Raw genomic sequence first — 16148 nt, 5'->3', positions numbered from 1 at the left:
TTGATTCCTTATCAAAATTAATAACAGTTCTTTGTTGGTCTCAGACACCAGTGGTGGAAGCAACATTTGCTTGCGTTTATTCCATGGAATTTAATAACCACATTTACCGGTTGAGTGCCTCCAATAGTGACTACACCAACTTTTGCTCCATCACGATCGTACTTTGTTTTATTTTTATCTGTCGCTTTAGAAGTGTCATACCCTTCAGGATATCCCTGTCCGCCACGATCATAGTGCCAATCAGTCTTCGTCAGTTGAGAGGCTGTAACTGTTCCTACATACTCTCCATTAAAAGAAACTTCCACGTCATGTCCCATTTTTTGCTCAAATCCCAAACACAAATCATATTCACCAGGAGGTATCTTATACGGAGCAGCGACTTTAGTTACTTCATCATAACTAAAACCTGTAAAATCCAATGTGTACTCTTTAGTAGCAGAATCTGTTAATTTAAAACGTACGACGCGATTGATTATAGTTGGGAAAACACCAGGCCAACCTGACCATGCTGTCACTTTCGTATCCATTTTATCAAAAGTTAGATTTTCGCTATCAAAATAAAGCGTTTTTTCTTCTTCTGACAGATACTCATACCATCTCATAAAATCTTTGACACGATAAATCAATACATTAGTAGGAATCTTCAGTTCTTTCACATAATATGCAACACCATTACTAAGAGATACAGGATTCTCCAAATCCACCTCTTGTACTGTAGTTCGCCACTGTTTACTAAAAATAGAATTCAAGTCTATATTATCTTCAAAATCCGATTTAGTAAGTTTTTTATTAAAGAACATTGATTGAAAAGTCCAGTTTTTCAGAATAGAGTCCTCCCGTTGCATTCCCCATTCCTGTATTTTGTTACGGGCTGTAGCCAACGCACGATTGACAACTTCATTAGAAGGAATCAATACAGTCGCTGATAATGACTCTGACATCATATTAAAACCTTCAGCCTCAAAATAAGGATTAGTAACCGTGAAAATAGAATCATAGACGTTACTTCCGGTTTCATCGACACCTATAATTTTACTGGCCTCTTTATCAAATGTCAACTGATTACGCTCCATAATCATCTCCCTAAAAATAGAATAATCATCTCCTAACCCTTCAATCAACTCATATAATGATTTAGGAGTTTCCACATAATCCTCCATTTCATAAACATAGCCATTGTTCACCTTCGTTATCTTTTTCACAGCTATACCGTTGAACGAGATAGAAGTATCATTATCTTCATTTTCTACCTTCGACACATTAATATATTTTCCATTCCACATCAACACACGTTGTCCATCCGACAGATTAGACGGAGAAAGAGAAATATCCGAAATGTGTGATTTAGCCAAAAAAGTTCTATCATCTGTAGCAACTGCACGAGATAATGCATTCTCGTCACTAACCACTAAAATAGTGAACAACAAATTCTTCTCAACCATTTCATCCAGCACTCCTGTTTCACTGAACAATTGGTACATGGAACTCAATTCCGGTTGCGACTGTAAATAATCAACAGCCGACTTGTTGACTACTGTAATATTTACATTATTCACTACCTGTTCTTCCTGGGAATAATGAGAATCCCAGTCATCATTACATGCATATATACCACTTATCAGCAATATAGATGACAATATATATTTTATAGTTTTCATAAGTATGTGTCTATTCATCTTCAATTATCGGTTCAAAAGTCATATAATCTAATTGGATACGGAACTTGTTATGAGAAGAAGCAGCCGGATCGGCAACCAACATCTTCATAGAATGAACCTTCGTCTTTGAGAATTCAATCTCATCATAAATAACTACATCATAACGTCCTAATTCATTGGCTGTAATACTCGCATAAATAGGAACTTCGACATCTGTATCGGTGTCATCATCAAATGTAAACTTAATTTTACCTCCATTACTTCCACTAGTCATTGTACGCATAAAATCCATTGATTTTGCATAAGTAACTTTCAACGTCACTTTATATTTGCCAGCTATCAGAATTGGTGTTTTCATGGTAACGGAACCATTATATCCCAAATTCAAATAGATATGATCTGTATTTTTACAATTGATCCAGTCCGAGCCTTTTGTCTTCGGAGTTGCATAGCCCACGCGATAATATCCGCCGTTTTGACCATCTAGAGATGTAAGAGTGCTCCTGGCATCTACGGTGTAACAAGAGAGCGAAGAGACATCCGACTGGCGCTCTTTTTCATCTGCCGTCTGATACTTTTGGTCCGAATCACCATAACCACCATTCACCCAAGAAGCTACCTCCTCATAATCAGCAAAGTCCCATTCTACGCGCACCGGAATCTCGGATTCCCACAAAGGCAACCAGCTATCTATTTCATGTAAAATACCATTTTTAGCCTGTACATCGGAACCGTCTTCAACAAACATCGCTTTCACCGATTGACCATCAATTTCTCCTTTATAATTAAAATACAACTTATTGCCACTCTGCATAGATGCTTCCAATACTGCATCTGCTTTGGTAGTCCACAATCGTGTAGTTGCACCTCCACTAAAATTGTTGAAATCAAAAACAGAGTAACTTCCACCAATCACATGATATGCCACATAGCGAAATAATTCGTTTGCTTTATCTTTATAGTCTGTTCCTATTGCACCTACTTTAGCAGCCAGATCAGCAACAGAAGTAACTCCTTCAGAACGATAGGTATCATCTGATACAGCCAGCAACGTATAATTCCGTTTTTGCTGAATAACCGTATTATCTTCCTGCCTTATTTCATCGTAAATAGTACTCAAACTGTCTTTCCAACTTGTTTGTTCCAAAGCATCAACAAAAATGGAGTATTTATTACTACTTTCACTGATACGTTCATATAGGCTTTCCACCAAAGGAGACATCACATCATTCAATACATACACATATCCATTAGACACTTGGATAGCCAGTTCCTTTACATGCGCTTCTTTATTCACATAAATTGAATTAAATCCTCCAGCCTCCGAACTTTCATCAAAAGAGACGGAAAGATAATCATCCGAAAGAGTTTTAGCTTCCAGTTTACCTCCTTGAACAAAAGTATTCAGATTGATAGAATCATTCACGATATGATATTCAGCAAGACTACGGGCATAGTCTTTTCCCAATTCCTGAATAGAAGATACATTCTTTTTAGTATAGAAACTGCGCACAGCTTCATTTGTAGGAACCAATACCGTAAAATAAGACGAAGCCTGATTCACGGCATTAAACAAATCTGCATACTTCAATACGGTGATCCACTCGGAAAATTCATCAGAACGAGTTTCCAGATAAGACGATACCGGATTCATATCATAAACCTGATAAGTAGAGTCTTCATAGGGATCGTTGCATGCACTGAATAATGCAACCAATAATAATAAATATATATTTCCTAAAGTCTTCATAAATGGCTGTTTATTAATTATTACCTGTTATTCCATAATATGGATTCTGTACCAATAAGTTGTTATTTTCAATTTCATCCGCGTGAATTGGTAAATACCATGCATATTCATTCTGAAGAACTGAACGTATCCAACTAGCATTCGCTGTTGTATTGTATTGCTGAACCAAAGCAATAAAAGCTGATTTATGAGCATAGTTCTTACTTTTGGCATAACGTATCATGTCATACCAACGCTTACCTTCAGCCGCCAATTCAATATTACGTTCCGGCAATAAATAGTTTTCCATCATTGAGCTTTCATCCTCCTCATCTAAAGCTATAGTTTTTTCAGGCAAGTTAGCACGAGTACGGATCTGATTTATAATATCAACAGCCTCCTGCCAATTTTCCTTTCCTTTCCAAATTAATGCTTCCGCCTTCATCAACATGACATCTGCCATTCTGTAAATAATCCAGTTAGCATCATCTTTCAAACGTATTGCATCCGGATTCGTTGGGTCGGTATCGCCCATCTCATATTTCCATATACAATGAACGATGTTCTCTCCATCAGTATAAGCTATAAAAGCACCAAATTGGCTACGGATTGCATCTTTTCCTGCCATAACCTCTTCAAAATCATTGACCAAATCCTCACCCATTTTAGTAGAATATCGATAATTGGGATTTGTACCAGTCGTATACATAGCACTTGGCCCTCCCGTCTGGCTATAGGTGTTGCCATCCCAGTTCACTTCAAAAATGGATTCATTACTATTCCCCGGATTAAAAATTGTATACCAGTTCTCCGGAATTGTAATAAATGCCGGACGACGTGATGCAGTAGCGTTGATTAATAGGTCTGCATACTTAATACAAGTATCATAATCTTCGGTCCACAAGGAAACTTCCGACATTAATGCATACAAAGCCCATTTAGTAGCCCGTCCTTTGGAAGCATTCCAATTATCATTATCATAAAATTCCTTCGCACCTCCAGAGTCAAGAGCTGTTTGCACATCCGCCTTAATTTGCTTCAAGATTTCTTCTTCTGAAGATTTGGCAATAGAAAACGGAGTAGAGTCATCCTCATAAGGAGTTGTTACCAAAGGCACTTCTTTAAAATTGCGTACCAAGTAAAAATACATTAATGCTCGCATGAAATAAGCTTCGGAAAGATGTGCATTCATTGCACCTTCTGTATAGGTGTCATCTATTTCACGTACTCCCGGAGCATGAGCGATGACCACATTGGCCATGTTGATCACTTGATACATGTTCTCCCATTTACAAATAGCTTCTGTTCCATCCAACTGGAAATTCTGCAACTTCATTCCATCCTTATCACCTGTCAAGGTACAAATAGATGCTCCTCGCAGTTCTCCCCATTTTAGCAATGACTGGCAGGAGGAACGCATATAATAATAACCGGAAGCAATGACCGCTTCTACATCTTCTTTCGATTTCCAGTAAGCGTCAGTCACTTGTTCATTTTTGGGAAGCAAGTCCAACCAATCGCTGCAACTACTGTTCAGCAGCAGGCTACCTGCCATTATCCCTATATAAATCAGTTTCTTCATGTCTGTAAATGTATTAGAAATTCAAATTTAAACCACAAGAAAAACGGCGAGAGCAAGGTGTATTTGCACTATCTTTCGACAGTTTAGAAGCCGAAGTAGGAAGAGACGCTTCTGGATCCTGTCCTGTGTAACCAGTCCAAGTTAACAAGTCATAACCAGTAACAAAGAAATTAAGCGTATTGATACCTAAATAATTGCACACCTTTTTAGGCAAGGAATAGCTCAACGACAAAGTCTTTAAACGAACATAAGAAGCATCTTCTACAAAACGATCTGACCCTAAATAGTTATATCCCTCATTATATAAAGCACGTGGAATATCCGTATTATCTCCTTCATTTCTCCAACGCCGCAAAACCGCTTTACTTTGGTTATTGGCATTATACATAGATTCATTATCCATACGAGTCGCATTAATAATTTTCTGTCCAAAACGACCATAGAATAATGCATTCAAACTTAGACGCTTATATTTAACGGTAAAGCCAAAACCACCAGTAAGAATCGGATTACAGTTGCCCAGATAAACAATATCGTATTCATTTATCACACCATCATGATTAATATCTTCATAAATAGCATCACCCGGACATACCTGCTTAGCACCATTCTTCATAACAATTGGTTTACCGTTCACATCATTCATAACATTTCCCTCTTTATCCCGTGCATAAGTAGCCTCCTGATTTTGGTAGACTCCTTTGTAACGATAACCATAGAAAGAACCAAACGGGCGTCCCTCTTCAATGCGAATAGCATACTCACCATTTTTAAAGGTATAAGGCTCCGGATTCATTGTTTCAGGCAGTTCGGTAATTTCGTTCGTGTTACGGCTCAAGTTAACATAGGCACTAACACGCCAATCTTTCTTTTCATACAATACACCATCGATACGGGCCTCCCATCCTTTATTCTCCATTCTTCCAGAGTTGTACCATTTATTCTTAGAGAATCCTGTAGTAGTCGGCATTTTCGGTTCTTTCTGCAGCAAATCTTTAATATATTTATTATACCACTCAAAAGTCAGCCTTAACTTGCCATGGAAAAAGCTAAAATCACCACCCAAATTATATTCTGTTGAAGTTTCCCATTTCAAATTGTTCAACTGCATTCTGCTAGGATAAATAGCAGACATATCCATATATTCTCCTCGTGAACTATAAGCTCCATAATAAGCGGCCGTCCCTTTGGGAGCATTACCACTTTGTCCGATGCTGAAACGAAGTTTGATTTCATCCAGCCAGTCTTCTGTATTTTTCATGAACGGTTCATTTTGCATATTCCAAGAAATTCCCACAGTAGGAAAAATACCCAAACGTTCTGACTTACCCATTGCAGAATTAGCATCCATCGTTGCAGAAGTATGAAATACATAACGATCCAACAAAGTATAGTTAATCAAACCGGTTCCGGAAATACTACGTGCTTCCGACTCCCCTGAACCCAGACTATAAACAGAACTACCTGTAATCGGATCTGCAAGACCAGATGAAGCATTACCATAAGAAGTACTTGTAGCACTAGAACTGGTAGCCTGCGTAGTACGGAATACAGCAGTTGCAATCAAATTATGTTTATCCTTCCAGTTTTTATTGAATATCAATTTGTTTTCCGTTTGCAACGTTAGACTCTCTGAAGAAGCAGCAGTACTTTGGTTGGCATATTCACTTGTCCAAGCCACTCCCGTAGCAACTTGAGGAAGGAATTTGTCTGTTGTAGTAGTCGACATCTTAAGAGAAGCATAAGCCGAATACGTCAGATACGGAAGTATTTTATAATCAATACGGAAATTAGCACGGCTATCACGTGACATAGTATTTTTATAACTCTCGTTTGCCATAGCTACCGGATTAAAATGAGAGGCACTATTGTTACTTGCCTTAAATTCACCTTCCCAATCCTTTGTCTGATAAGAAAAATACTGTGAAGAACGGTTTCCATTATCATCCATATAATAAGGAGATTTATTTGGCATCTTTTTAAACGCTTCCGAACGTACGTTGCTATCTTTTGGTGCCCAGTTATCATCCTTATCTGACTGTGTAAAGTAGAAATCTGCTCCAAACCTCAACTTATCCGAGAAATTATAGTCTACACGCAAAGATGAGTTGAAACGTTTCAGCCCTGTACCGATGGTTGTACCTCCTTCACTTAAATATCCCAGTGACAGACGATAAGTGGCCTTTTCACCACCACCGCTCATAGAAAATGTATTGTCTGTAGTAAATGCATTCTGACGTACCTCGTCCAACCAGTTTGTATCTACATTATATTCATTGAAATAGTTCCAATTGGGCGAGTAGTTAATTTCAGGTGTATCATACAAATACTTTAAATAAGTATCTGCATTCAAACCTGTATAATTAGCACTATTCCACAAAGCCTCCTGTACCATAGCAATGTACTCCGATCCATTTAACATTGGAATACTATTCGGTTCAAATTTTGCTGTGAACTTAGAAGAAAAATTAAATGTAGTCTTGCCAGTCTTACCTTTTTTAGTCGTAATTGACAACACACCGTTAGCACCTTTCGTTCCCCAAATAGCCGTAGCAGCCGCATCTTTCAAAACTTCTACCGATTCTATATCAGTAGGAGCAATATTCAATAAAGCACCTAAATCTTCTTCATTGGCAGTAGAAAAATCAAAGTCGTCATCTAACTCTTGTGTATAGGGAACCCCGTCAATCACAATTAATGGTTCGACAGAGCCATTCAGTGTACTGGTACCACGAATACGGATAGAACTCCGCGCTCCCGGATCAGCACTCAATGCAATATCTACACCACTCAACTGCCCCTGTAAAGCTTCTTCTACCGTAGCTATCGGAGCAGTAGCAATCAAATCTTCCATCATCACTTTCTGGGTCGCAGATACATTCTCTTTATGTCCGATACCCATATTATTACGTTCGATACGTTTAGCAGTGATAGCAACCTCATCCAATGTTTCCACATTGGATTCCAGTTTTACATTCAATACCTTCTGACCAGTATATTTGATTCGTTTCGTTTTCATACCAATGTATGAATATACCAATGTCAGATTGTTTTCTTGTGCAGGAATTTGTAAACGGTAGTCACCATCCAAATTGGTCACCGCACCTCCTACAGAACGGTTTTGAGCGTTCACAATATTCACATTCGCACCTACTATCGGTTCGATCTGATTTCCCAGCATTTCGGTCACCTTACCGGACACGACTTGTACCTGTGCGGCTACTTCCCCTGTCCCCAGAACAAGTATCGCTATCAGCATGTATTTTACTAATTTCATATTCATATTAAATTCGGTTATATCAAAGGACTGTATCAATCAACTGAAAACATCCGTCGTCAAACGCAAACGGGAAGAAATTATAATCAGATATCACGTTTGCCACTTTTCCATCTACCATTATGCTTAATGAACTTCCGGAATCTGTATACGTCAAAGACTTTCCACTAGCAGTAACATATGTAGAACTCTTCATAGCCGACCCCGGATAAGGATAAGAAATAAGTGCATTTTCCCTATCACGTATAAAATATGAAAGCAGGTATTGACGAAGTTTCGAACTACTAGTTACCGCTCCGGTCGCATCCATGCCCGGAATTTGCCCTGCAGCTATTGCTGTACTAATGGCTTCATTTGTCGGAATAAAACCTATAACATGAGAAGCTCCTGCTAGTCCGAATATATAGTTGCTAGACATTACCATATCAGCTTTCTGCAACAGCTGTGCAAACTGATAGTAAACATAACGATTATCATTACAAACGCTTAATTTATGTTGTAACCCATCACCTTCTTGCGCTTGAAACAAGGCTGTTCCACTATACATATAAGTTCTTCCATTATTCCAGTTGTCATTGCCGTTCTTTACTTCTGTAAATTCAGAGAAAGGTTCCACATTATTATCCGGTTCCAAAATTTGATTATAAGCTGCACTACTTGTTATCTTCCCGTCCTTCACATACCAATAATTAAAACCGGTTTGTGTAGCTAGAACCTGTGTCCCATTTGTTTTCAGTCCATCTACACCTGTAGCCGTATGTATGTTTACAATAGTTCTCATTACAGAAGAAGAAACATCTACCAATCCATCCTCGGTTTCTTGTTGTAACTTACTTCCATCCGCATAAGTTCTCAAGTAAATATCTTCTGACTCTATTTGTTCATTAGTAGGCACTAACAAGACATACTTCGTATCTTGTGAAGAATAGGCAGTTATCAGTCCAGTCCCATCCAACATGTAAAGATAATAATTACAATCTTTGTTACGGAAAGCCGGTCCGACTACAGAAGCAAACAAAATAGGTGTATCCATTGTATTTAATCCATAAAAGACACCATTGACACACATTGATTTATCAGTCACCTTAGAAGGATCGAAGTTAAAGACCATGTCATACATATTCTTAACTTTTCCACTCGTAATTTCATCAGGGAATGCAATTCCATCTTTATAAATAAATTGATTCAACATATATTTCATTGCTAAATCATCTACATCATCCAAAGATTCATATCCACCCTTTTCCCAATAATTATCAAAGAAATTATTCATAGCCACATCTGACGGTGCAAATACACTATATGCTTTTGAAGCATTATTGGCTACATCCGAATATTTCGTTGAATACCATTCTACTGCTATAGCAGGCAAAGAAGTACCATGTGTATGAATAAAAAGTGAATCGGCCCCCAAGGCTGCTCCAAAATCTTTAGATAAGGTAGCGTCATACGTATAAGTGGTATTTTCATTATATAAGTTGAAAAAAATTGAATAATTTTCATTTGATTCCAACTGGGTATAAATGGTTTCCAAAGGTTCAATTACCTGATCAACAATATATACATAACCATTATCTGCCAAAATTTCATATTCACTAACAGCAGCATTGGAAACATTGAATCCCCCTGTCCCTTTCCATGTGGAATTAGGATAAAAATAGGTATAATTAGATGCTGCATCCAATTTTTTTGTATCCCAAAAACGGTAAGAGAAAACCGGAATAAAACGGTCCAGATGATAAACCATGCGTCGTTTACCCGTAGAAGCCTCTACTTCCATAGTAGGAACATTACTACTACGTGTACGAAACTTATAATACAGACCCGCATTTTTATTCATTTCCTCATCAGTTATTAAATCACCTTCCGGACGAAAATTCACCAACTTATTTTTATTGTAAGAATAATAAAGCAGATGAAAACCAATCACTTTTTTCAATTCATCCAAATTTATTTCACTGATGTCGGAATAGCCGTGCTTCTCCAAATAGGCCGAAAAAGCCGTATCATCCGGAGCCATCACAGTCAGGATACTTTTTCCCTCCATAATAGGCTTAAAACCTGCCAACTCTACTGCCTGCAAAAATAGCGAGTAGTTCCCTCTATCTTCCAGGACTTCCCAAGCACTACCTTTCAACCATTCAGGTTCTTCATAATGTTCATCTATCTTATCTGTACATGAGGAGATAAAGAAAGGCATGAACAGTATACAAAGTAGTACTGTTGTAAATGTCATGTTTTTCATATTACACAAATTGATTATTGTTTATTCTTATTAAGTTCATACTCATATTCATCAGGATATTCCAACGAAAGGGCATAATTTTCTATATTCAAATAGCCATTTTTAGCCTCTTTTACCGCATCTGTCGGATCATATTTGTCCAGTCCCCATGCATCTTCGAAAGCATCCGGCATCCCATCATTATCTGAATCCAGAGGTTTCTGTGCAGCATTTATTGTACCAGGACCTCCCAACGGAAATTGTTCTGTTTTACGTTCATCTTGAATAATCGTTCCTTTTCCTCCCAACGAAGTAAGTTCATCTATCAAGTATTTATCTACTTCATCACGTACCGGAAGATAAGCACCCACTTTTTCAACTACCCATTCATAAGCTTCCTGTGCACTTTTCTGACTGCGTATAATTGGATGTAGATCAGAACGAGCTTCAAGAAGTGTAGGAGAGCCACTACAATATTGTGACCAATTCACTTCTGTTATCTCTATTCCATTCAATGCTCCATCCTTGTCATAGTCATAATAGTTACCTTTACAATAACTTCTAAAATCACTGTTACCACCAGTAAATGGTCTTGCAGGATTCATTGGTACCTGTTGCGCCTCATATACTTTAGGTGCAATTTCCACATTTTGCCAATTATTACAGGGACCAACTATAAAATAGTTATTTTCAATAGTTGTTTCCGATTTACCTGAAGAATCACCACCCATATTATAAGCAGCTCCACTTCCCCAATTATACACAACGTTGTTAACAAACTGGTTTAATCCTTTAACTTTCGGATTTCGAGTTTTATTGTCAATATATAAATTGCGGAAGATTGTACACCCATTCGATATATCAGTTTGCATTAAGCCACCACACGAGTGATTCTGCAAACCCTGCCCGATTATAGAATTTTGTATTGTTATATTCTTTGGGGCAGTTCCCTTACCATCAGGATTGATAGAAAAACATTCATCTCTTCCCCAAGTCATAGAGCAATGGTCGAATATCATATCTGCTCCATTAGCTACTCCGCAAGCATCCAGTTCCGAAGGATATGCAGCTCCCATACGTATACGCAAGTAACGAACAATCAAGTTCTGTGCACCTGAAGCAGAAACACGTCCATTATAAAGAACAATCCCATCACCTGGAGCAGTATGTCCTAAAATTGTCTGATTACTTTTCAAAACAATAGGATTGCTACTCAATTTTATAACACCAGATACATCAAAGACAATAATGCGCCAAGGTTTGCTTACTGCATCACGAAAAGATCCAGGACCCGCATCATTCAAATTAGTCACATGATAAATTTCCCGTCCCTCACCTGCACGAGCACCTGTTACATTTTTCCCATATCCTTCCGCACCAGGAAAAGCAAGTACTCCATCATCAAAAACCGGGAAATTAAGCCCCTGATCCGAACCTCCCCCTTGATCACCAAAATCCCCATTTTGCGCTTGATCTGTTGGCAAATTGGGACTCAAATCACTTCTAGCATCCTTATCAACACATGCAAACAAAGTAGTAATGGAAAGACAGGAAACTGCCAATATTCCTACTTTTGCTTTTAATAATGTAATATTTTTCATATATAATTAAATTAAATAATAAACTACCATCAATATTTTTATTTAATGATTACACTAAAATTACGTTGTTTCACAATTTTGAATTAATATTTCCTCCCCCAAAAATTATTAGATGAAATTTATCATCTTTCAGCTATAATACGGCCCCATACCTTTTTATAAAAAATCAAGACTTTTTAGTTATAAGGTACAATGCCCCATTGAGATGCATAAGCATCTTGAATTTCTTTAGTTTTAAAACATACAATCTCCAGATTTGAATAAAAATCAATGGTAGCATCTACCCATGCTAGGGAAGTATCTAATTCGTCAGCCGGATACCATTCTGAATATTCTCCGTCATTTTCTTTGTTTCTATAATAAACTGAATGCCATGAAACTTCCGTTTCGCCAGACATAACGCCAATACTAGAGTATAGTTTGGCCCAAATTTCCGTTAACAGAAATAATTTATAACCAATATCATCACCATCTGGTAATCTAACTGTTTTATCAAGCCAATTTACATTATTAACAAGCATTCCATTCTTATCAACAAAAAGATTTTGCTCAAAATCTTTACTATACCAATACTCTTTTTGAGTAGAATTGTATCTAACTCCAAGAATAAAGTCACAATAAACAGTTTGTGCCGATGTAATGTCTGTCCATTGATAATAAGTATACACACTAACGTTTCCGTTTACATAAGGACCAGAAGAGCCGTCATCATATGTTTCATCATAAAATCCTAATGTAATATCTAGTACGTAGTCATTGCTTTCAGCATAAGGAAAATCTACATCAAATTTAACTTCAAAAGAAGCATTTGTTATAGATCCTCCTTTCTCTTGAGAAACGACATCATTGAAAAGTACAATACTTGAACCCTTTGTCTTTAAAGTGACCAACGCATTGCATCTCTCAAATGGGTACGTGTATGATTTTCCACCATCAATTTGTATATCCAACTTAATTTGATGTTTCCCAAAAGATATTGGAATATTAGATTTCACATTTTCATCGCCACGTAAAGAAAGACGCCCTGTTAAATCCTCCTGATTATCAATATATACAAAGCATTCATCCACATGTTTACCTGTATTATACTGATAATCAAAATAAGGTTTTGTGAATAAGTTCAGATTAACCATACATATATTATCACTTGCCCCATCACTTAACAGTCCTTGCTGCGCATCTCTTTGCATCAATGCAGTCTCTTCATATTCCATAAAACCATTACCATCACATGAGATAGCAAACAAAGGAATAATTAAAAATAACAATCGATTTGATAATTTGTTCTTTTTTCTATGGTATTACATTTTATTAGTTCATTAATTGAAACAATAGTCGAAAATCTCTTATTATTTCTATCTTCTATATTATTTGTTCAACTCAATACATCCCATAATGAAAGGTCCTGTTGCTTTAGCATCATTATCTCTCATTTTCTCTCCTATATAATACTCGAAACTGCCGTCACGGTAAGGCTTACCACCTAATCCACCCACTTGGCAACATTTTGTCAATGTCAATGTTCCGTCCGAATTTGAGATTAGTAGTTTATCACACAGACCTTTAAAGGCCTTTTCTGCAATGGCACGATACTGACTATCAATATATCCTTTATTCACTGCTTTCATATAAGCATACATACATTGTGTCGTAACAGAAGCTTCCGGGAAATTACCGGTACGTGAAGGTTGATCAATCACCTGATACCATAAGCCATTTTTATCTTGGTATTTTGAAAGAGTCTCCGCTAATTCCTTCGTCCATTTAATCATATCAGCATAGCCTGAATGATCTTGGGGAATATATTCCAAAGCATCTACCAAAGCCATAAACCACCAACCAATACTACGTCCCCAGAAATTAGGAGAATGGCCTGTTTCCGGATCAGCCCAGCGCTGACTCCGGTCCTCATTCCATGCATGATAATAAAGTCCCGTCTTGGTATCGTATGTATGCTGATGGCAGAGAGTGAACTGTTTAACAGCCTCATCAATCCATTCCGGACGATTAAATTCAGCTCCATATCTAGCCATAAAAGGAGAAGCCATATACAATCCATCCAACCACATCTGATTAGGGTATATTTTCTTATGCCAGAAACCTCCATCTGTTGTACGAGGTTGCTTTTTTAGCTGATCTATCAAATTCTCGATAGCCAATTTATATTTCTCCTTTTTGGTTTCATTGTACAAATCAAACAGAACTTTTCCGGAATTGATATAATCCAAATTATAGGTTTCTTTCTTATATAAATGAATCTCTCCTTTATCGTCTACCAAAGAATCAGCCCATGCCTCTACATAATCAAAGTACCTACGGTCTCCTGTTTTCTTCCAAACTTGTAACATCGCACAACAACCTACTCCTTGCGCATAACCAAAATACAGGCGTTTTCCATGATCCAGTTGCCACGCTTCCGGGAAACGACGAATTTCCGAATCGGCAAACAGACGATAATAAGTGTCGGGAGCAAAAGTATCCGTACGGAAAGGAACTGCCGGAAGTCCAGCTTTATTAAACAGATTCACTCTAAAGAAAGTCCCATAACCGTAGCGTACAGCTACAGGTGCAGAGACATAAGTTGAAGAAAGTGTTATCGAACTTCCATTAATCACAGCATCAGCCGGATAAAACCGCGCATCATTGCCGGCAATAAAAAATCCTTTTACCGGTTCATTGCCGGGTGTCTGCAGGCCACCTTCCGCAAATGCAAAATCTAATGTAATTTCTCTCCCATTCACTTTCATTGATTTGTAGAGAGGTCCTGAATAAACAATCTTTTTACCATATTGCTTTGCTAATGCCCAAGCTGCCAGCCGTTCGCCCGGTGCAACTTTATTTCGTGGATGTATGTCGGTAGAATCGGCTGCATCCGTCACTACTGCCATACCAATATTTTCAAGTCCACTTAACCATGTTTTTAATTGTGCTTCACGAATACCTGCCGGTTGCTTGTAATGTGGTGCAATCTGTACGAAATAGAAAGGCATATCCGGCTGATTCCATTCTTTCCGCCAACTATTAATCAGGTTAGTAAATACTTCCTGATATTTCTCATAACGAACAGAGTTGGATTCTCCCTGATACCAGATATTTCCTTTTACAGTGTACCCTACCATAGGAGCAATCATGCCATTCCACAAAGTAGCCGGAACCTTACACTTATCTTTTTCCCTACTCACCTTTTCTTTTGAATATTGTTTTAAGACATCAGCATACAGCGGATTGTTTTCCATCACTTTCATACTTGTCCAAGATTCAGCATGTGTTCCTCCCCAAGTAGACTGAATCAATCCAACCGGTGTACTCAATTCTTTATACAATTTACGTCCAAAGACAAATCCTACAGCAGAAAAGTCTTTCAGATTCTCCGGATTACAAACCACCCACTTTCCAACGCAATCTTCTTTTTCATCATCAGGTGCCAGTTGATGCTCTACATGAAACAGGCGGATTTCCGGGAAATCAGCATCTTTCATTTCTTCCGCTTCATTCAACATTCCTGTTTTCCATTTCACTTGCGGATTACGGGCTACGGGAAATTCCATATTTGACTGTCCCGTACAAAGCCAAACTTCACCTATTAATATATTATTGATCCGGATCTTATTATCACCTTTCAACATTACAGATTGTCCGGAAGTAGCAGCCGGTGTTTGTATCATCAGTTCCCAATGACCGTTTGCTAAAGCAGTCACCTTGTATTTCTTATGATCCCATGAAGTCTTTACCAAAATCTTTTCTCCGGGACGTGCTTTTCCCCAAAAACGTACTTTCGCATTTTGCTGAAGTACCATATTATCTGATAATATAGAGGGAAGTTGTATATCTGCATGAATACCTATTGGAAAGAAACAGACCAATAACCACAGACAAAAAATAATTCTACAGAATTTCATTGTATTTTATAGTTTTAGATTCAATATTTTACTGAATAAGCACATGTCAAAGATACCGCATTACATGGTAGAGTTAAAGAAAAGGAATATGGAGAATTCGACTTTCTTATGTAAATTCATATGTGTACAGCCCATCACACGCCTATTTTGTACGATTTTACAGGCTATGTACGATTTT

8 protein-coding genes are annotated in these 16148 nt (G+C 37.7%); all 8 read right to left on the bottom strand.

Translation table 11 applies throughout. The features are described from left to right. Window positions 1–17: 17 nt before the first annotated feature. Window positions 18–1676 (bottom strand): hypothetical protein, encoded by a 1659-nt coding sequence (locus HMPREF9010_RS04785; protein ID WP_008650802.1) that lies wholly within the window; start codon window positions 1674–1676, stop codon window positions 18–20. Next, the gene (locus HMPREF9010_RS04790) at window positions 1669–3408 is read right to left on the bottom strand and encodes a DUF5108 domain-containing protein (RefSeq protein ID WP_008650800.1); all 1740 of its coding nucleotides are present in this window, start codon (window positions 3406–3408) and stop codon (window positions 1669–1671) included. The genes HMPREF9010_RS04785 and HMPREF9010_RS04790 overlap by 8 nt, the downstream gene beginning before the upstream one ends. Before the next feature lie 13 nt (window positions 3409–3421). Further along, on the bottom strand, window positions 3422–4969 hold the full coding sequence (locus HMPREF9010_RS04795; RefSeq protein ID WP_004320935.1) for a RagB/SusD family nutrient uptake outer membrane protein: 1548 nt from the start codon (window positions 4967–4969) through the stop codon (window positions 3422–3424). Window positions 4970–4982: 13 nt separating this feature from the next. Beyond that, complete coding sequence (locus HMPREF9010_RS04800) at window positions 4983–8252, bottom strand: SusC/RagA family TonB-linked outer membrane protein (protein ID WP_004320936.1); 3270 nt, start codon at window positions 8250–8252, stop codon at window positions 4983–4985. Window positions 8253–8268: 16 nt separating this feature from the next. Then, complete coding sequence (locus tag HMPREF9010_RS04805; protein ID WP_004320937.1) at window positions 8269–10491, bottom strand: fasciclin domain-containing protein; 2223 nt, start codon at window positions 10489–10491, stop codon at window positions 8269–8271. A gap of 14 nt (window positions 10492–10505) precedes the next feature. After that, window positions 10506–12071, bottom strand: coding sequence for a polysaccharide lyase family 1 protein (locus tag HMPREF9010_RS04810; RefSeq protein ID WP_004320938.1), 1566 nt, complete (start codon window positions 12069–12071; stop codon window positions 10506–10508). Window positions 12072–12247: 176 nt separating this feature from the next. Further along, window positions 12248–13285, bottom strand: a complete 1038-nt coding sequence (locus tag HMPREF9010_RS04815) for a hypothetical protein (RefSeq protein WP_232284371.1) — start codon at window positions 13283–13285, stop codon at window positions 12248–12250. Between the two features lie 153 nt (window positions 13286–13438). Beyond that, window positions 13439–15970 (bottom strand): glycoside hydrolase family 88 protein, encoded by a 2532-nt coding sequence (locus HMPREF9010_RS04820; RefSeq protein WP_004320940.1) that lies wholly within the window; start codon window positions 15968–15970, stop codon window positions 13439–13441. Between the last annotated feature and the right edge of the window lie 178 nt (window positions 15971–16148).

It is taken from the genome of Bacteroides sp. 3_1_23 (assembly GCF_000162555.1).
GTDB lineage: Bacteria > Bacteroidota > Bacteroidia > Bacteroidales > Bacteroidaceae > Bacteroides > Bacteroides ovatus.
The sequence above is the reverse complement of the archived record's forward strand: the minus strand, read 5'-3'. Positions and strand labels throughout refer to the sequence as shown.

Bases quoted from the DNA above. Each gene is read 5' to 3' on its own strand.
- HMPREF9010_RS04785 (WP_008650802.1), bottom strand. From the start codon at position 1,676: ATGAATAGACACATACTTATGAAAACTATAAAATATATATTGTCATCT.
- HMPREF9010_RS04790 (WP_008650800.1), bottom strand. From the start codon at position 3,408: ATGAAGACTTTAGGAAATATATATTTATTATTATTGGTTGCATTATTC.
- HMPREF9010_RS04795 (WP_004320935.1), bottom strand. From the start codon at position 4,969: ATGAAGAAACTGATTTATATAGGGATAATGGCAGGTAGCCTGCTGCTG.
- HMPREF9010_RS04800 (WP_004320936.1), bottom strand. From the start codon at position 8,252: ATGAATATGAAATTAGTAAAATACATGCTGATAGCGATACTTGTTCTG.
- HMPREF9010_RS04805 (WP_004320937.1), bottom strand. From the start codon at position 10,491: ATGAAAAACATGACATTTACAACAGTACTACTTTGTATACTGTTCATG.
- HMPREF9010_RS04810 (WP_004320938.1), bottom strand. From the start codon at position 12,071: ATGAAAAATATTACATTATTAAAAGCAAAAGTAGGAATATTGGCAGTT.
- HMPREF9010_RS04815 (WP_232284371.1), bottom strand. From the start codon at position 13,285: ATGGAATATGAAGAGACTGCATTGATGCAAAGAGATGCGCAGCAAGGA.
- HMPREF9010_RS04820 (WP_004320940.1), bottom strand. From the start codon at position 15,970: ATGAAATTCTGTAGAATTATTTTTTGTCTGTGGTTATTGGTCTGTTTC.